The 19,082-nt window shown below is 59.3% G+C and carries 13 protein-coding genes and 1 tRNA gene; 5 read left to right on the top strand and 9 right to left on the bottom strand.

Annotated features, from left to right (window positions below):
- Positions 1 to 8 precede the first annotated feature (8 nt).
- Positions 9 to 2,129: an EAL domain-containing protein gene (locus IEX40_RS16745; protein WP_188750363.1), complete on the top strand. Its 2,121-nt coding sequence runs from the start codon at positions 9 to 11 to the stop codon at positions 2,127 to 2,129.
- A 65-nt stretch (positions 2,130 to 2,194) separates the two neighbouring features.
- Here IEX40_RS16745 and serB read toward each other — a convergent pair whose 3' ends face one another.
- Positions 2,195 to 3,412, bottom strand: a complete 1,218-nt coding sequence (serB, locus tag IEX40_RS16740) for a phosphoserine phosphatase SerB (RefSeq protein WP_188750361.1) — start codon at positions 3,410 to 3,412, stop codon at positions 2,195 to 2,197.
- Between the two features lie 180 nt (positions 3,413 to 3,592).
- Here serB and IEX40_RS16735 point away from each other — a divergent pair, with 180 nt between their 5' ends.
- The gene (locus IEX40_RS16735; RefSeq protein WP_188750359.1) at positions 3,593 to 4,927 is read left to right on the top strand and encodes a bifunctional DedA family/phosphatase PAP2 family protein; all 1,335 of its coding nucleotides are present in this window, start codon (positions 3,593 to 3,595) and stop codon (positions 4,925 to 4,927) included.
- On the opposite strand, the gene rnr is transcribed toward IEX40_RS16735, so the two are convergent.
- The 6 genes from rnr to queA form a co-directional block, all read right to left on the bottom strand.
- Complete coding sequence (gene rnr, locus IEX40_RS16730; RefSeq protein WP_188750357.1) at positions 4,924 to 7,377, bottom strand: ribonuclease R; 2,454 nt, start codon at positions 7,375 to 7,377, stop codon at positions 4,924 to 4,926. The two genes, IEX40_RS16735 and rnr, sit on opposite strands and share 4 nt — an antisense overlap.
- 158 nt (positions 7,378 to 7,535) lie before the next feature.
- Entirely contained in the window at positions 7,536 to 8,459 is a 924-nt protein-coding gene (gene secF, locus IEX40_RS16725; protein ID WP_188750355.1) for a protein translocase subunit SecF, read from the bottom strand.
- An 11-nt stretch (positions 8,460 to 8,470) separates the two neighbouring features.
- Positions 8,471 to 10,324: a protein translocase subunit SecD gene (gene secD / locus IEX40_RS16720; protein ID WP_188750353.1), complete on the bottom strand. Its 1,854-nt coding sequence runs from the start codon at positions 10,322 to 10,324 to the stop codon at positions 8,471 to 8,473.
- A 66-nt stretch (positions 10,325 to 10,390) separates the two neighbouring features.
- Entirely contained in the window at positions 10,391 to 10,729 is a 339-nt protein-coding gene (yajC, locus tag IEX40_RS16715) for a preprotein translocase subunit YajC (protein ID WP_188750351.1), read from the bottom strand.
- Between the two features lie 60 nt (positions 10,730 to 10,789).
- On the bottom strand, positions 10,790 to 11,908 hold the full coding sequence (gene tgt / locus IEX40_RS16710; protein WP_188750792.1) for a tRNA guanosine(34) transglycosylase Tgt: 1,119 nt from the start codon (positions 11,906 to 11,908) through the stop codon (positions 10,790 to 10,792).
- Between the two features lie 32 nt (positions 11,909 to 11,940).
- Positions 11,941 to 12,984: a tRNA preQ1(34) S-adenosylmethionine ribosyltransferase-isomerase QueA gene (gene queA / locus IEX40_RS16705; protein ID WP_188750350.1), complete on the bottom strand. Its 1,044-nt coding sequence runs from the start codon at positions 12,982 to 12,984 to the stop codon at positions 11,941 to 11,943.
- A gap of 144 nt (positions 12,985 to 13,128) precedes the next feature.
- Here queA and IEX40_RS16700 point away from each other — a divergent pair.
- Positions 13,129 to 13,215: transfer RNA gene (locus IEX40_RS16700), tRNA-Leu, on the top strand.
- A 165-nt stretch (positions 13,216 to 13,380) separates the two neighbouring features.
- Positions 13,381 to 14,058: an SOS response-associated peptidase gene (locus IEX40_RS16695; protein WP_188750347.1), complete on the top strand. Its 678-nt coding sequence runs from the start codon at positions 13,381 to 13,383 to the stop codon at positions 14,056 to 14,058.
- A 75-nt stretch (positions 14,059 to 14,133) separates the two neighbouring features.
- Here IEX40_RS16695 and IEX40_RS16690 read toward each other — a convergent pair whose 3' ends face one another.
- Positions 14,134 to 14,454 (bottom strand): hypothetical protein, encoded by a 321-nt coding sequence (locus tag IEX40_RS16690; RefSeq protein WP_188750345.1) that lies wholly within the window; start codon positions 14,452 to 14,454, stop codon positions 14,134 to 14,136.
- 131 nt (positions 14,455 to 14,585) lie between these two features.
- Positions 14,586 to 16,373, bottom strand: coding sequence for a diguanylate cyclase (locus tag IEX40_RS16685; RefSeq protein ID WP_188750343.1), 1,788 nt, complete (start codon positions 16,371 to 16,373; stop codon positions 14,586 to 14,588).
- A gap of 497 nt (positions 16,374 to 16,870) precedes the next feature.
- Between IEX40_RS16685 and IEX40_RS16680 the strand changes: the two genes are divergently transcribed.
- Positions 16,871 to 19,000 carry a TonB-dependent receptor plug domain-containing protein gene (locus IEX40_RS16680; RefSeq protein WP_229680805.1) on the top strand — a complete coding sequence of 710 codons (2,130 nt, stop codon included), beginning with the start codon at positions 16,871 to 16,873 and terminating at the stop codon, positions 18,998 to 19,000.
- Positions 19,001 to 19,082: the final 82 nt, after the last annotated feature.

The raw sequence follows: 19,082 nt of genomic DNA, 5'->3' as shown, positions 1-19,082 counted from the left end.
CCAGGACCATGATGACTGCATCAGAATCGGCCTACAGCATGCTCGACAAGCTTGCAGCCGGTACACACAAACGCAGTGCGATCAATATCATTTTTGTCGGTTTCGAGAGCCACGAGGTCGATCCGCTACTGTCATTGATTCGCACCGGCCGCCTCTCCCCCCGCGGACGCCGGATCGAAAGCCGTGAAGAACTCGCACAGGCTCTGAGCCAGCGCTCCTGGGATCTGCTGTTATGCAGCACCCATACCAACCATGAACTCGGTCCCCATGCCGTCGTCCAGCTGCTGCACCACCAGGACAAGGATGTGCCGGTGATCGAGCTCAGCAGCGATACCTCCGAGGCCGCGCAACTGCGCGCGTACAAGGAGGGGATACACGCACTGCTGTCGGAACGCCCCGGCGAGCTGCTGCTGCATGTGGTACACCAACAGCTTCAGGCGCTGGATACCCGCCGCCGCCTGCGCCAGGCCGAGACCATGCTAGAGGTTACCGAACGCCACGTTCACGAACAGGTGGTCAGCTCCCGCAGTGCCATTGGCTACCTGCACGATGCCAAGCTCGAGTTTGCCAACGATAGTCTGGTAGAACTACTCGGCTATGACCGAGCATCCCAGCTGCAGGGGGTAACGCTTGATCAACTGTTGATTCCGGAGCAGCGTAGCGAGGTGCAGGAGACACTCTCAGCACACCTTGAACAGAATGAACCGATCGATCTTCGACTGGGACTGCGAATCGTCCGCTCCGATAACAGTAACTTCAGCGCCGAAGTGCAGCTGCAGACCTGCCGCTATCTTGGCCACATCAGCCTGTCGATGACGATCCACCCCGATAACGAGCTGCTCATCGATAGCGCAGAACATCGGGATGAAGATGCGCTCACCGGGCTGAAAAATGGCACCTACCTGATGCAGCGCCTGGATGAGACGGCACAACGCGCGCTTACCGGCGGTCATGATGCTCATCTGCTGTATGTGCGTCTGGACCAGTATCGCCACCTGCTGGCCGAGCTGGGCGGGGACGCGGCCAATACGCTGCTTAAATCGATCGCCTCCCGACTCGAAAAAGCGTTCAGCGAACCACACCTGGTATGCCGCTTCGAGGACGACAGCTTTATCGTTCTGTTCCAGCATGCCGACGCCGAAGATACACAAAGAATCGGCCGCAAACTTTTTCGCCAGATCGGCGAGCTGAAGATCCCCTACGAGCAAAGCACCATATCCAGCACCTGCTCCATCGGTATCGTGACCATAAACGACAGCGCGCCTCCCGCAAGCGAGCTGATTCAGCGCGCCCATAAAGCCGCCGACGAACTGGTCAACGGCAACGGCTGCACACTGTTCCATGCTCAGAAGCTGGTTCACGCGCAGGACGAGGATGCGATCAAACGCATCCTCAATGCGATCACCGACAGTCGTCTGAAGATGCTGTTCCAACCCGTCGTCTCCCTGGGCGAAGAGGAGGAGGTGCACGAGTACGAAGTACTGATCCGCCTGCTGGATCACAACGACTCCCCCCTGACCCCGAACACCTTTTTGACCTCGGTCGAGCAGAGCGACGTCATGGTCAAGATGGACCGCTGGGTGCTCGAGCGCTCATTGCAACTGCTGCGCGAGGAGCTGGATAAGGGTCACCGCAACCGTCTGTTCATCAACATCGCCGGCCGCACCCTCCGCAGTCGGTCGCTGCTGACCTGGTTCGCCAGCCAGATAGAGGAGCTGCGCATACCGCCCGACCTGCTGGTATTCCAGATCAGTGAAACCGATGCCGCCACCGAGCTGGAGTATGCCAAACAGTTCGCCGAGAAGGTGCGCGCCATGGAGTGCAACCTCTGCATCAAGCATTTCGGCAGCTCACCCAACTCCCACCGAGTGTTCGCCGAAGTGAACGCCAACTACCTCAAGCTCGACGGCGCCTATATTCAGGATCTGGAGAGCGGCGATCTCAGCATTAAAGCGCTGCAGGAGCAACTGGAGCCGACCCTGAGTCACGGCCTGATTGTGATCGCCCCACTGGTGGAAAACACCCGCGTGATCAGCAAACTGTTCCGCTGCGGCATCCAGCGCATCCAGGGCTACTATCTGCAGCCACCGCGGGAGACGATGGATTACGACTACTTCGAGGAGCGATAGCCGACAGCAAAACGCCGGCTGATAGCCGGCGTTTTCACTTAAGCCGAGGGCTTAAGGCCGAGGGTTTAGCGAGCCCGGTCGCGATCGCGAAACCCGATCAGGTAGAGAATACCATCGAGCCCCAGAGTGGAGATCGCCTGTTTGGCACTGCGCCGCACCAAAGGCTTGGCGCGGAACGCAATACCGAGGCCGGCAATCGACAGCATCGGCAGGTCATTGGCTCCGTCGCCAACCGCGATGGTCTGCTCCAGACACACCCCCTCTTTCGCGGCGATCTCGCGCAGCAGTTGCGCCTTACGCTCGCCATTGACCACTGTGCCGATCACCTCGCCGGTGACCTTGCCATCCTTGATATCCAGCTCGTTGGCGTAGACGTAATCGAAACCGAGCTTCTGCTGCAATCGACGCGCGAAGTAGGTAAAGCCGCCGGAGAGGATGGCCGTCTTGAAGCCGAGCGACTTCAGGTTGGAGACCAGCTCCTCCGCCCCTTCGGTCATCGGCAGACGCTGGGCGATATTCTCAAGCACGGTCGCGTCCAGCCCCTTGAGCAGCGCCACGCGACGCTTGAAGCTCTCGTTGAAATCGATCTCGCCGCGCATCGCCGCTTCGGTAATCGCCACCACCTGATCGCCGACGCCAGCCTCCTTGGCCAGCTCATCGATCACCTCTGCCTCGATCAGCGTGGAGTCCATGTCGAACACGACCACACGGCGGTTGCGGCGGTAGATATCATCCTTCTGAAAGGCGATATCCACATCCAGTTCGGATGCCGCCTTGAGGAACGCCTCGCGCAGCTCCGACGCATCTGCCGGCATGCCTCGCACGGAGAACTCGACACAGGATTTGGTACGGGATTCCGCCGTGGAGTCCAGTGTCACACGACCGGATAGACGGCTGATGTTATCGATATTCAGCCCGTGCCGCGCCGCAATATCGGTCACCCTCGCGATGTGGGCGGCGCTGATACGTCGCGCCAGCAGGGTGATGATATGGCGCGACTTGCCCTGCCCCTCGACCCATTGATCGTAATCGGGATCCGCCACCGGCTCGAAACGCACCTGCAGATTCAGCTCATGCGCCTTGAACAGAATATCGCGCAGCAACGGCGAGGACTCCGCCTCCACCGGTACCTGGATCAACATGCCGAGTGACAGGGTGTTGTGGATAACCGCCTGGCCTATATCGAGTATGGCGATCTCGTAGTTCGCCAATATGCCGGTCATGGCAGAAGTAACGCCCGGCTTGTCTTCGCCGGTAAGGGTGAGCAGAATAATTTCGTGCATTGCGTAAAGATCCGTCCGTCACTGTAGACTTGGCCGCCCTGGCAAGCGCCAGCGATTGAAAGTGGCCAATCAGGGTCGCTCAGAGCAAAGCGGCAAAATTATACCCTGTTCCTCAAGACAGCGCAGTCCCGGCGCAAATCCAGTATAGTCAGCGAAACATGAACCACTGATCAAACTGCCGTGTCCCAAGCGTTCTGGCTCGATTTCATCACCACTCACAGCAACCTGCTGCCGCTTCTGGTGGGCGCCATCGCCTGCCTGGAGAGCATCGCCTTCGTCGGTATCACCGTCCCCGGAATCGCGCTGCTGTTTGCCCTGTCGGCACTGGCCGGCAGCCAGGCGATGCCGTTGCATCCGCTGTTGGTCGCAGGCTTCGTCGGTGCCGTACTCGGCGACCAGTTCAGCTTCCTGCTTGGCCGTTTCGCGAGCCCCTGGCTGGAACGCCGCTGGCCCCTGCGACAGCATCCCCAGTGGCGCACACGCGGGACGATCTTCTTCAACCGACACGGCGGTCTCAGCGTTGTGATCGGTCGCTTTATCGGCCCCTTTCGTCCCCTCATACCCTTCATCGCCGGCAGCTGTCGGATGTCGCCGCTGCGCTTCAGCCTGTACAACCTGTTCTCCGCTATCGCCTGGTCACCCGCCTACCTGCTGCCGGGTTATCTGGCAGGCATGGGCGCGCAGCAACTGCCCCTGCTGCAAAGCCCGGTACTGGAGCTGCTGATCCTGCTCTGTGCGCTGATCATCGCCTTCCAGCAGTTCCATATGCGCCTGCGCCGCGAGGCCAGCCTGTGGCACTGGTTGCAACGCCACCAGTTCGACCCGCAACGTATCGGGATACTGTTGCTGCTGAGCGGTAGCGCGCTGCTGTTCCTGCTCTGCATCGCGATTCAACTCTCCGGCCGTTTTACCGAGATCAACGCCAGCCTGTATACCCTGCTCCACGGCCTCGGCCAGGAGATACCCACACTGAGCTCTCTGCTAACCCATCTGGGCGATCCCCCCCTGGTGCTGACAATGGCACTCGCCTGCGGCGTGATCGGGCAGCTGCGCTATCGTCAGCCGGCAGTCTGGGGCGTTGCACTCGGAGTCGGTGCTGTCCTGTTATTCAACCACCTGCTGAAGCAGACACTGGCCGTCGCGCGACCGGAGATTGGACAGGCCCTGCTGGATAGCTACAGCTTCCCCAGTGGACACGCCAGTGCCGCCAGTGCTTTTTACGCACTCCTGGCCGTCTGGCTGTTGCAGGGACATAGTCATCCGGTACGCCATGCCGGCTATATGACGACTCTGGGACTGGTACTGATGATCGCGCTCTCGCGCACACTGCTTGGTGTGCACTGGCCACTGGATGTAGTGGCGGGCTCACTGGAGGGGATAACGGTCGCCGCATTGTACCGTTATTGGCTGCTTCGTCATCCATCGCCGCGCCCCGTTGCAACAGTGCCGCTGTTGGCACTGTTGCTCGGTGGCGCCTTGCTTTACAGCCTTGTTCGCACGCTGATCCTGATCTAATCGGATTTACGACGCCGTGCGCGGGGTGGATGCTTGGGCTTATGCGCCGCCTTGCGCTTGGCGGTCTTGCGCTTGGGTTCATCCTCACCGGATACCCGCGCCCGCGCCTTACCCGGACGCGGCGACTCCTCCCGACGCTCGGCGCCAGGACCCAACTTGCCGGCCGCCAGCAACTCGCGCTTGCTCGGCTTCTTGACCGGTTCACTGGCTGGTGAGCTGGCCAACTCGAAATCGATCTTGCGCTCATCCAGATCGACCCGCACCACGCGGACCTTGAGCGGATCGCCGAGCTTGAACACCTTACGTGTACGCTCACCGATCAGGCGCTGCTTGGCAGCCTCGAAGTGGTAATAGTCGCTGGGCAGGCCGGTGATATGGATCAGCCCCTCGACATAGAGATCCTTCAGCTCGATAAAGGCCCCGAAGCCGGTTACCGCCGAGATCACCCCATCGTACTCCTCGCCGATCTGGCTCTGCATATATTCGCATTTGAGCCAGGCCACCACATCGCGGGTCGCCTCGTCGGCGCGGCGTTCGGTCATCGAACAATGCTCACCCAGGGCCAGCATCTGCTCCATGCTGTAACCGACACCAAACCCCGGATTAGGCGCGAAGCCCTTGGGACGCTCCACGTTCTTAATCTTCTTATCGCTATGAATGGCAGCGCGGATGACGCGGTGTACCAGCAGATCCGGATACCGACGGATTGGCGACGTGAAGTGGGTGTAGGCATCATAGGCCAGACCGAAGTGGCCCTGGTTATCCGGGCTGTACACCGCCTGCTGCATCGACCTGAGCATCATCGTCTCGATGATATGGCGATCCGGCCGGCCCTCAATCGTCTCCGACAGACGCAGATAATCCTTGGGCTCAGGCTTGTCGCCGCCGGGCAGGTTCAGCCCCAGCTCACCGAGGAAGGCGCGCAGGTTCTCCAGCTTCTGTTCTTTCGGGCCTTCGTGGATGCGGTAGAGTGCCGGTTTCTTCAGCTTCTGCAAAAACTGTGCAGTGGCCACGTTGGCCGCCAGCATGCACTCTTCGATCAGCTTATGGGCATCATTGCGATGCACCGGAACCAGCCGCTCGATCTTGCGCTCGTCACTGAACAGGATACGCGTTTCGGTGGTTTCAAAATCCATCGCACCGCGCTCTTCACGGGCGCTGCGCAACTTCTTGTACAGCGCATGCAGCTGCTCAAGATGGGGTACCACAGGCGCATATTCGCGCCGCCAGGCCGCCCCCTCCTCGCTGTCAGGCTCGGTCAGCATGGCACCAACCTTGGTGTAGGTCAGCCGCGCCTTGGAGTTGATCACCGCTTCATAGAAGTTGAAGTCGGACAGCTTGCCGGCCCGGGTCAGGGTCATCTCGCAGACCATCGCCAACCGATCTACCTTCGGATTCAGCGAGCAGAGGCCGTTGGAGAGCAGTTCCGGCAGCATCGGCACCACATATTCGGGGAAGTAGACCGAGTTGCCGCGCTTGATCGCCTCCTGATCCAGCGCCGAGTCCGGGCGTACATAGTAGGAGACGTCGGCGATAGCGACCCAAAGGCGCCAGCCGCCGAAGCGTTTCTTCTCACAAAAAACCGCGTCATCGAAATCGCGGGCATCCTCACCATCGATGGTAACGAAGGGCAGATCGCGCAGATCAACACGATTGCGCTTATCCTCCTCACGCACCTCGGGTGTCAGTTCGCCGATCTGCTGATGTACCGCGTCGGGCCACTCGTTGGGGATATCGTAGCTGTGGATCGCTACCTTAATCTCCATCCCCGGCGCCAGATGCTCGCCGAGCACCTCGACCACCCGGCCACGGGCGGGCTGACGACGGCTCGGCTGCTGGATCAGTTCAACCACCACCAACTGACCATTCTCATATTTCAGGCCGGTACTCGGATCGGGGATCACCATCACCTGGTTGGTGATGCGCTGGTTTTCCGGCACGATGCTGCCAAAACCGTTTTCGCCGTCGAAGCGACCGACCAGTTTGCGCGTGTTGCGCTCAAGGACCTCGACCACCTTGCCCTCGCGACGACCCTTGAAGTCGACGCCGATCTCCTGCACCAATGCCCGGTCGCCGTCGAACAGCTCGCGCATATTGCGCGGACTGAGGAACAGGTCGTCACCGCCGGCGTCCGGCTTGAGAAAGCCGAAACCGTCACGGTGACCGATAACACGACCGGCGATCAGGTTCATCTTCTCGATCAGGCCAAACTCCCCCTTGCGGTTGGAGATAAGCTGGCCGTCACGGCACATGGCGATCAGGCGACGGCGTACCGCCTCGATATCGTCTTCGTCCTGCAGCCCCAGCTCGCGGCAGAGGTGAGGGTGTTTGATCGGTGCGCCCCATTTGTGCAGGAACTCGAGCAGGAACTCCCGACTCGGCACCGGATTGTCATATTTCTGTGCCTCTTCCTGGGCATTGGGGTCTTTATCTTTCCAACTATTACTCATTCGTATTCCATTTGGACCACCGCCGTTCAGACCATTATGCTGAATCAGTCAGGGTCAATTATTGATCGTTCTAGAATAGCGGTAGTTAGCGTGTTCGCCTACCCAAACGCTATACCAGCAACAAAAAAGCCGGCAATAGCCGGCTTTTACACTCACATTCAGGGCATTTCGTCCACCACATCTTCTTTCGGCGGCGGAATGAGATCATCGCGGTTCACCTTCAGCATCAGCAGCAGGTTGGCCGCCACGTAGATCGACGAATAGGTACCGATACCGACACCGGCCAGCAGCGCAATGGCAAAGCCGTGGATGGTGCTGCCGCCGAAAACCGCCAGCGCAATCAACACCAGCACGGTGGTGAAGGAGGTCATCAACGTGCGGCTCAGGGTCTGGCTCAGCGAGCTGTTCATGACCTCGACCGCATCGGCCTTGCGCATGATGCGGAAGTTCTCGCGGATACGGTCGTAAACCACGATGGTATCGTTCAGCGAGTAACCGATCACCGCCAGCACCGCGGCCAGTACGGTCAGATCGAACTCCAGCTGCAACAGCGAGAACAGGCCGAGCACGATGAGCACGTCATGCACCAGCGCCAGCACCGCCCCGAGGGAAAACTTCATCTGGAAGCGGAATGCCAGGTAGATCATGATCATCGCCAGCGCCAGCAACATACCGAGGCCACCCTGCTCGCGCAGCTCTTCACCGACCTGGGAGCCGACGAACTCGTTGCGGCGCAACGTCAGCGTTTGACCACTCTCCGCCGCCTGCAGCCGCTGCAGGATATTGTCGCCCAGCTGCGGATCGTGGGTTTCACCGAGTCGGATCAGCACATCGGTGGCAGCACCAAAGGTCTGCACGGTGACATCCTCGTATCCGGCGCCCTCGAGCGACTCACGGATAGCCCCGAGCTCGGCCGGCTGCTCGTAACCGATCTCGACCAGGCTGCCGCCGGTGAAGTCGAGGCCGAATTTGAGACCATTGATCGCCAGCGATACCACGGAGATCAGCAGCAGGGTCAGCGAGAAGGCCGCCATCAGCTTGCGCGGCCCCATGAAGTTGAAGATTTTCTGTGTGTTGGCCATTATCCCGCCCCTCAAAGCGCCAGTTTATTCAGCTTACGCCCGCCATAGGCCAGGTTGACCAGGCCGCGGGTGACGAGAATCGCCGTGAACATGGAGGTCAGGATGCCCACCGACAGGGTTACGGCAAAGCCCTTGACCGGACCGGTACCCATCGCAAACAGGATCACCGCTGCCAGCAAGGTGGTGATGTTGGCATCGAGAATGGTCGCATAGGCACGGCCGAAACCGGCATGAATCGCCGACTGCGGCGGCAAACCGTTCTTAAGCTCCTCCTTGATGCGCTCGAAGATCAGCACGTTGGCGTCCACCGCCATACCGACCGTAAGCACAATACCGGCGATACCGGGCAGGGTCAGCGTAGCCGACAGGATCGACATCACCGACACCAGCAGCACCAGGTTCAGGGTCAGGGCGATATTCGCCAGCAAGCCGAACACCCGGTAGTAGAGCAGCATGAACGCCAGCACCAGGGCAAAGCCGATCTGCACCGAGGTCACGCCCATGGCGATGTTTTCCGCGCCCATGCTCGGACCCACTGTGCGCTCTTCTACGAAATAGATCGGCGCGGCCAGGGCACCGGCACGCAGCAGCAGCGCCAGCTCGGAGGACTCCTGTGCACTCTCAAGACCGGTGATGCGGAAGGAGTTGCCCAGGGTACTCTGGATCGTCGCCAGCGAGATGATCCCCTTCTCGGTATAGGGGATGCGCTTCTCGACGCTTTCACCGTCCACGGTCTGCTGGACGATGCGGGATTTATGCTCGACGAACAGCACCGACATGCGGCGCTGGATCGCGTTGCGGGTTACCCGGCTCATCATCTGACCGCCCTTGCCGTCGAGGGTGATATTCACTTGCGGCTGACCGTTCTCATCGAATGAGGCCTGGGCGTTGGCCACGTTGGAACCGGTGATGATGATATCCTTTTCGAGCGTGGCCTTACGGCCGGGCTCGTTGCGGAACTCGTAGGTCTCGGTGGTCACACGACTGGCATCCGGCTTCGCCTCGAGACGGAACTCCAGGTTGGCGGTCTTGCCGATGATCCGCTTGGCGGCAGCAGCATCCTGAATACCCGGCAGCTGCACCACGATGCGGTTGCGGCCCTGACGCTGCACCAGCGGTTCGGCAACACCCAGCTCGTTGACACGGTTACGCAGTGTGGTCAGGTTCTGCTTGACCGCGTAATCCTCGATCTCGCGGATCGTCTGTTCGGTCAGGTTGATATAGAGGTAGTTATCCTCACCCTCCTCTGCCGTGTCGACCAGGAACTCGGGGAAGTTGGTGCGCAGCAACTCCTGCGCCTCATCCCGTACCTGGGCATCGGCGAAACGCACCGACAGGCGGCCGTCGTCCAGATGCTCCACCTCGCGATAGCGCAGCCGCTCTTCGCGCAATTTGGTCTTGATATCGCTGACATAAACGTCGAGCCGCTGCCCTACCGCCTGCGCCATGTCCACTTCCAGCAGGAAGTGCACACCGCCACGCAGGTCCAGGCCCAGCTTCATCGGGCCGGCACCAACGGAGGTCAGCCAGTCTGGAGTGGTAGGGGCCAGGTTCAGCGCCACCACGTAATTGCTACCGAGAGCCTTGCTGATAACATCCTTGGCGCGCAACTGGCCATCGCTGTCGGCAAAGCGGATCAGGCCGGTGCCTTCGTTCAGTTCGGCGGATTTGAAGGCAACACCCGCCTGACTCAAATCCTGTTCAAGGCGGCCGATCAACGCTGAATCGACAGTATAGGCCTCGCGGGAGCCCGACACCTGTACGGCATAATCTTCAGGGTACAGGTTGGGCGCGGCGTAGAGTCCGGCCACCAGCAGCACGAAGATGATCAGGAGGTTTTTCCAGAGTGGGTAGCGGTTGAGCATCGGGCTCCGTCCTCAGCAAAACGAAAGCGCCACTGACTGGGCAGTGGCGCTGGGGATGGGATTCGATCAGATACTCTTGATCGTGCCCTTGGGCAGTTCCGCCGCGACGTGGGCTTTCTGGAACTTCATCTCGGTACCTTCGGCCACTTCCAGCACGACGTACTCGTCGTTCAGACGAGTCACCTTACCGATGATGCCGCCGGCGGTGATCACTTCGTCGCCCTTGGCCAGGCCACCGATCAGCGCCTTATGCGCCTTGGCACGCTTGGACTGAGGACGCCACATGAAGAAGTAGAAGATCAGGCCGAAACCCACCAGGAAGATAATGTTAAAAAACCCCGGGTCCATCTGACCTGCTGCAGGTGCTCCTTCAGCGGCTTGTGCGGTGGCGATAAGGAAGCTCATTAAAGCGTTCTCCTGATAACTGACGTTGAAATCTGTTTGTGGGGTCTAAGGATCTGTTTTTCAACCCTTGAGAGGAGGAACTTCCTGCCCGCGCAGCGCATAGAACTCCTCCACAAAGTGGCTCAATTTACCCTGTTCAAGTGCACCGCGCAAACCAGCCATCAACTGCTGGTAATAGTGCAGATTGTGGATGGTATTGAGCTGTGCGCCGAGGATCTCGCCGCACTTGTCCAGGTGATGCAGATAAGCCCGGCTGAAGTGCTGACAGGTATAGCACTGACAGGTTTCATCCAGCGGACGGGTGTCGGTTTTGTTGGCCGAGTTACGGATCTTGACCACGCCGGTGGTGGTAAACAGGAACGCGTTGCGCGCGTTACGCGTCGGCATCACACAGTCGAACATATCCACACCGCGACGCACGCCTTCAACCAGGTCTTCCGGTTTGCCGACACCCATCAGGTAACGTGGCCGATCCTCCGGCATCTTGTACGCCAGATGGTCGAGGATACGCATCATATCCTCTTTCGGCTCACCCACGGACAGCCCGCCGATGGCATAACCGTCGAAGCCGATCTCGGTCAGCCCCTCCAGTGACTCATCACGCAGGTGTTCATACATGCCGCCCTGGACGATGCCGAACAGCGCCGAGGGGCTGTCGCCGTGCGCCTCCTTAGAGCGTTTGGCCCAGCGCAGCGACAGCCGCATCGACTGCGCCGCCTCCACCTCGGTGGCCGGATGCGGTGTGCACTCGTCGAAGATCATCACGATATCGGAGCCCAGCGCGCGCTGAACCTCCATCGACACCTCGGGACTCAGGAACACCTTGCTGCCATCCACCGGCGACTGGAAGGAGACCCCCTCCTCGGTGATCTTGCGCATCTTGCCCAGGCTGAACACCTGAAAACCGCCGGAATCGGTCAGGATCGGTCCCTGCCACTGCATGAAGTCGTGCAGATCGCCGTGCTGGGCGATGATCTCGGTGCCCGGGCGCAGCATCAGGTGGAAGGTGTTGCCGAGGATGATCTGCGCACCGATCCCCTCGATATCGCGCGGCAGCATCCCCTTCACCGTACCGTAGGTACCCACCGGCATGAACGCCGGGGTCTCGACCACGCCACGGGGGAATGTCAGCCGGCCGCGGCGCGCCTTGCCCTCGCTGCCGAGCAGCTCAAAGTTCATGAAACATTCGCGGCCGTTGGTAGTGTTGTCGCTCATTGGTTCTCCTGCGCATCACGACGAGTCAGGAACATGGCATCGCCGTAACTGAAGAAGCGGTAGCGCTCGGCCACCGCCTCCCGGTAAGCATTCATCATATGGTCGTAACCGGCGAAGGCGCTGACCAGCATCAGCAGCGTCGACTCCGGCAGATGGAAGTTGGTGATCAGCGCATCGACGCTGCGGAACCGGTAGCCGGGATAGATGAAGATATCGGTATCGCCGTACATCGGCGCGATCTCACCGTGACGGCTGGCGCTCTCCAGGCAGCGCACGCTGGTGGTGCCCACCGCCACCACGCGGTTACCGCGGGCACGGGTCGCCTTTACCGCGTCGCAGACCGCCTCCGGCACCTCGATATACTCGGCATGCATATGGTGATCCTGGATCCGTTCCACCTTGACCGGCTGGAAGGTGCCGGCGCCCACATGCAGGGTAACAAAGGCTGTTTCCACCCCTTTGGCCGCCAACTCTTCCAGCAGCGGCTGATCGAAATGCAACCCCGCCGTCGGCGCTGCCACCGCGCCCGGTTTGCGGTTGTACACCGTCTGGTAACGCTCCCGGTCGGAGGACTGGTCCTCACGCTTCATATAGGGCGGCAGCGGCATATGACCATGCTGCTCCAGCGCCTCGACCAGATGCCCGTCGATCTCGAAGTGCAGCTCGAACAGGTTTTCCCGGCGTCCGGTTACCACCGCCTGCAGCCCGCCCTCGAGCAGCAGCCGAGCACCCGGCTTGGGCGAGCGACTGGAGCGCACGTGGGCCAGCGCCTCATGTTCGCCGGTAACCCGTTCGATCAGCAGCTCGATCTTGCCGCCGCTCTCCTTCTGTCCAAAGAGTCGTGCCGGTATCACCCGGGTATCGTTGAACACCAGCAGGTCGCCGGGTTCGAGCAGGTCGAGGATATCGCTGAACACCCGGTGCCGGAGCTCACCGGAGTTGCCGTCGACACAGAGTAGACGGCTGGCGCTACGCTGCTCCAGCGGGTAACGCGCGATCAGCTCATCGGGCAGTTCGAAGTAGAAGTCTTTAACTTGCATTGCGCGGGGGAATATCGTTTTAAAGGGGCGCGAAGTTTACCAGATAATCAGCTTTTTCGCAGTCCTGATTGACGAGGCGAAACAACCGCTTATAATGGCGGCCTGCTTCACCTTTGGCGTGTATCAAAACGTCAATAACACTGTGCCGGTGTGGTGAAATTGGTATACACAGGGGATTCAAAATCCCCCGCCTTAACGGGCGTGTCGGTTCGAGTCCGACCACCGGCACCATTCATATACACGCAGTTAGCTTGTGATCGAAGATTTTTCCGATCCCCCTACCGCCCCAAAAGCCCAACTACTGTCCACGCTGCTGAAGCCGGCCCTCATTGGTCCCTTTTGGCGCTATCCAATCCTTCCGCTACGCTCTGAATAGAACACCAACAGAGGTCAGCCATGTGCGGACGCTTCAACGTCATCGATGACCCGATGACGCAGGGCTTGCTCGATTCGCTGGGCATCACCAGCCATCTGCATACGCAGTACAACATCGCCCCTAGTGAGGATATCCAGGTAATTCTGGTCGAGGATGACGTCGCGCGCCTGCGCCATATGCGCTGGTGGTTGACGCCCAGTTGGGTCAAGGAACCGGGTACGCAGTACTCCATGTTTAACGCCCGGGCCGAAACGCTGGCCACCAGCCGCGCCTTCCGCGGCCCGTTTAAACATCAGCGCTGCATCGTGGTGGCGAGTTCTTTCATCGAATGGACAACCCAGGACGGACACAAGGTACCCTACGATATCCGTCCGGCAGGTGCGGCGTTCGCCTTTGCCGGCATCTGGGATCATTGGGGGCAGGGCGCGGAAGCCTTTTACAGCTGCGCGATCATTACTACCGATGCGGTGCCGGCGTTCCACGCCATCCACAACCGCCAGCCGGTGATGCTGCCTGCGGATGCACTTAAACGCTGGTTGGACCCGGCTATAGAGGGAAGTGAACTGATCGACCTGCTGCAGCCGATGCTGCCGACCAATCTGGAGGTGTTTGAATCGGACCCGAACATCAACAATGCCCGGCACAAGCTACCACCCGAACACCTGAGCGGGTCTGCTCTCATTATCAAAGCCGATTAGTGACTGGCCCCACAGCAGATGCCCCACAGCAGGCACTGCCGACAGCGTCCATTTGCGGGTGCGACCGGGACCAGGTCAGAACGACTTGAGCAGTTCAAGCTTCTCCGCCACCAGGTCGAGGTCGACTTCGACCGGGACATCGGTCTGCCGGCGACCATAGGGGCTGATCGATGACAGCTTGTTTTCCGCTTCCATGCGTCGACGCTTGTCGGCATCGCTGCGTCGGTCGATCACCGACTTACGTCGCTCATCGCCCTCGTATCGGGCAAACATATAGCTTTTCCACCACTCTTGGGCTTGATGGAAGGTGGCGTGATCGGGGCTGAGCCGCTTGTCCGACTCATCGATCCAGTAGAACACGATACGGCTGTCAACAAGATCCTTAATCAGGCGCATGGTGTCTCGTTCCGTTATTGTTATATGTAGGAGACAAAATATAACAGCGTGTTCTGCGCACGCAAATTGATCTGACTCAGTGATTGCCCAATCCAATCCGGGGCGATTGGACGAACTTGACCACCTGCGGTTTACCCCATGTTCGTCTGCCCGGATGATCGGCTATCCAGGGCCATGACCGCCTGCTCGCTCGCCAGGTGGTCATGCTGCACAACCCGGTTGCGTCCCTGCTCCTTGGCCAGATAGAGCGCAGTGTCAGCGGCATCGAAGAAGGTCTGCGGATTGCGAAAGCGTTCAGCCCTCTGTGTTGCAGCACCCACGCTGACCGTGATCCGGTCCGCTTCGGCCGTTTCCGACTCGACCCGGCTGCGAATGCGCTCCGCTACCGCCGCGATATCGGTTTCATCGGTGCCCGGCAACACCACGGCGAACTCCTCCCCCCCGTAGCGGTAGACGGTGCCGGGCTTACGTACGCTACGCGACAGGATCTGGGCGACAACTCTCAGCACCTGGTCGCCACGTGCATGACCATAGGTATCGTTGAAACGCTTGAAATGATCGATATCCAGCACCAGCAGTGAAAGAGGCAGGTTGCGCCGCACGGTTTTCTGGAACTCGATGTCGATCTGCTCATTAAAGTAGCGCCGGTTGTGCACACGGGTGAGTGCATCCAGGTTGTTCTGCTGCTTGATCTCGTTGAGTCGACTGCCGATGGCCAGGCTCAACAGCACCATCTCGATCAGCGAGCCGACCTGAAAGGCATTCTGCGTCAGGGCGTTATGCGGCAATAGCCCGAAGGTTTTCAACATGTAAGCGAATACGCCACCGAGCAGTGCGCCGAAGGCGGCACAGTAGTAGCGCGCCGGCCTGGACCCCAGAAACAGCGTCAGCACGCCAAGCACCAGCATCTCCAGACAGACCAGGGATGTCAGCGCCGCCATCGGTATGATCAGGGTTTTATAGGACAGTAGCGGACTGATCAGCAGAGATGCCAGCACCAGCCACTCGGTAAAATAAGCCACTTTGTCGGCGCGCGGACATAGCGACGGGGTGGACAGAATCTCCCGGGTAAATCGGAGTGCACCGAACAGCGACAGTGCCAGCAGTACGATCAGGCTCTGATTGGCCAGCCATGGATTGTTCGGCCATAGATACTCGAAGCTCAGCCCGTTGTGCACCGACATGTACAAGCCATAACTGAGTACGTACAGGGTGTAGTAGGCAAACGCTTTCTCCCTGAGCGTCATGAACATGATCAGGTTGTAGACCATCAAGACGATAAAGCCGCCGTAGTAGATACCCAGTGCCAGGTACTCTTCGGCGGTCATGCTGACCAGATCTTCCGGGGTGTGAGCATAGAGCCCGATATTCAGCGAGCCCTCGGTTTGAAAGCGGAGGTAGTAACGGCTTTCGCTGTGCGCGGGCAGCTCGATGGGGAACAAAAACTGGCGGTTATCCAGTGGACGGCTGGAAAACGGCAGTCGGTCTCCGGTAGAGATCTTCTCCCATCCCGCCGGGGTCGACGCCCAGAACTCCAGATGATCGATCAATGGATAATCCTGACGAATGACCATGCGCCGTGCCGTGTCACCGTCGTTGTACAGGGTCAGGCGCACCCACCAGGCAGAATCGGTAAAGCCGAAGTTGGGTGACGCGTCGCCCAGGCTGGTGAGCTCGCCCCGGCTATCCAGTTCGCGCACCCGGTCGAATTCGATTTCCCCGGCTGGATCTTCCAGTAACACCAGATAGGGGCGCAGGTCGACGCGTCCCTGTATCTGATCGATGGAAAGCGATGAAGAACCATCGGCCAACAGATGCGGCGAGCCCAACATCAACAACAAGGCCAGAATCAGCCTTAGGTGACGGCTGCCAAGATGTGCTAAGCGGCCTATGGCCGTCTGCAAAACCCTATCGATCATAACCGGAAGACTCTGTTCCAGTATCCATACATCAGGTGCTGCCAAGGATCCTGTTTCGCAGCAGATTGAGGTGGAGGCGTCAGGTGATCAGTACTCGCCCCACAAGCTGGCTGCGGCAGGTTGAGAGCACTACCCTCAGAATGCCCCAGCTCTGGAGTCAGTCTATACGATCGAAATTGATCGCAGAAGCGGCAGCTCGCCGTAAGTGTGGATGCAATGCAGAGGTAAGTGCCCCGCCCCCCCTAACGCCAGCTCCTCCACTGCCGATAAAAACGTGAAAGAAGAGCCAATTCGCTATACTGTACCCTTCATGAAAATTGGTCGGATTAGGCAGTGAAGAGGGATGTTCGAATGGATCTGGCAACATAACGGTTTCATCTTTGAAGCCATACTGATGGGCGCTGTAGTCGTCTACATCGGACTGAAGATCAAATAGTAAACACTGGCCCAACCGAGCAATGAATAGAAAAGATCTGCATTTACTGGTCCTATCCCTCTTGCTGACTTCGCCCAGCTCCGCTTTCGCCGCTGAGGAGTTGCTGAGCGAAACCGACTTTTTCATCGATATCCCAGAGGTGACCTCCGCGACCCGTCTGCCGCAAAAGATTTCGGAGTCGCCGGCGTCACTCACGGTGATCGATCGCCAGATGATCGATGCGTCAGGGCTGCAGACCATCCCCGATCTGATGCGTCTGGTGCCCGGTTTCCAGACTTACCTGGTCAATGCCAACACCTACGGTTCAACCTATCACGGCGCGTCCGACGATTTCCCGAACAACCTGGAGGTGATGGTCGATGGACGCTCGGTATATATTCCGCTGCTCTCCACCGTGGTTTGGGAATCTCTGGGCATTCATCTGGAGGATGTCGAACGTATCGAGGTGGTGCGGGGCTCCAACGTTCCGACCCAGGGCTCCAACGCCTTTCTCGGCTCCATCAATATCATCACTCGGGAACCGACCACCAGCAGCGGCATAGATCTGAGCACAGTGTTCGGCAGCCAGGACACGAAGAATGCGCATCTCAGCTATGCCGATAGCAACAGCGTTTTCAGCTACCGGATCAGCGCCAACCACGAGCAGAACGACGGCAACGATCATTACAGTACGTTTTACACCGGCGACTGGTTTGCGGCCGATGGCAGCGATGGCAAATGGCAGGACGATCTGTCCCGTGATTACCTGAACATCAGCTCCACCTGGACCCCCGACCTGACCAACAGCTTCTGGTTCCAGTTCGGTATCGACCGGGGCCGGAAAACCACCGGCGCGCTGGATATCGAGTCACCCCATGTTGCCGAGCGGGACCACGACAGCAGCTTTCAGAGTATCAAGTTCAACCACCTGTATTCCGATCACGGTACGCTTCAGCTGAGCGGCTACCACAACAGGCTTGAGCTCAGCACGCCTCGGGCATCGGTTGCAGAGATACTGACCGAACTCGGCGTGCCATCAGGATCCCCGGTCTGGCTGCCCTTCTTTGCCGCGCCCATACCTGCCGACGAAGTACCTGACTATATCCAGGCATTGATCGATACCAACGGCTACCACATGATTGAGCAGGAGGGCAGCACTGAAACCACGGATCTGGAACTGCAGCTAACCGACCGCTTCGGCTTAGCCGATCTGGTCGCGGGGATGGGGTACCGCTACCTGTCGGCGGATAGCGAAATCCTGCTGCAACAGGGCAAGGTGGATGAGGAGCGGACCCGTGCCTTTGGTACCCTGAGCCTCAACCTGAGCCCACGCTGGCAACTGATCTCCGGCCTGATGCACGAGCACAGCAGCGAAGGTAGCGACGCGTTCTCCTACCGTAACGCCGCTATCTTCAAGCCCAGCATCGGCCAAAGTTTCCGCATCGGCTATTCCGCAAGCGAGCGCCTGCCATCGTTGCTCGAACGCTATGGCGACGCCAGTGTGACCTTTCCCGCCTATGCCCCGTACGTGCTCAGCCCCGTTTTCTATGATTACGTCAGGAGCCCCAACCCCGACCTGGAGGAGGAGAGGATCAAAAGCTGGGAACTGGGGTATTACCAGGCGTTTGCCAATCAACAGGGCTATGTTGACCTGAGGATCTTCAGGGAAAAAGTCAGCAATGTGGTTTTCACCTACTTCGAAACTTACCCGTCTGAGTTGGACAGCGGTAAGCGGGTACTCAGTACCCGCAACGTCGGCAGCTGGGAAAATAACGGCGCCGAATTTCAGCTCAAGTACCAGCCGCTACCCTCTCTCTGGGGCCTGTTGAGCTACAGCTATATCAATACCCGGCATGAGAACTTCCGCACCGGCGAGATCGGCATCAATAGCAAGGACTACTTCAACCACGACGGCACTCTGACGCCTGAACATACGGCATCGCTGCTGCTCTCCTGGTCCCCCCGGGACGATCTGCAGCTGAGTGCCACGCACTACTATATGGACCAGGTCCACTGGATAGAGGGGGGCGAGCGCGACGCGTACGACCGCACCGACCTGCGCCTGGCCAAACAGTGGCATTTCGATCCGGGCAGCACAGTGGAAACCGCGCTGATCGTGCAGAATGCGTTCGGCGCCCGCTACCAGGAGTTCTACCGGCATAACGCCTTCGACCGTCGCACCTATCTGCAACTGAAGTTGAACTTCCACTGAGCACAGATGGTTAGACTCCATTGGCGAGACGCTAGCAGCATCAACTCAGATCGGGCCCTACAGGTGGGGTACGGCAGAGCGC

Origin of the sequence: Marinobacterium zhoushanense (genome assembly GCF_014641945.1) — a bacterium.
Lineage (GTDB): Bacteria > Pseudomonadota > Gammaproteobacteria > Pseudomonadales > Balneatricaceae > Marinobacterium_D > Marinobacterium_D zhoushanense.
The sequence above is the reverse complement of the archived record's forward strand: the minus strand, read 5'-3'. Positions and strand labels throughout refer to the sequence as shown.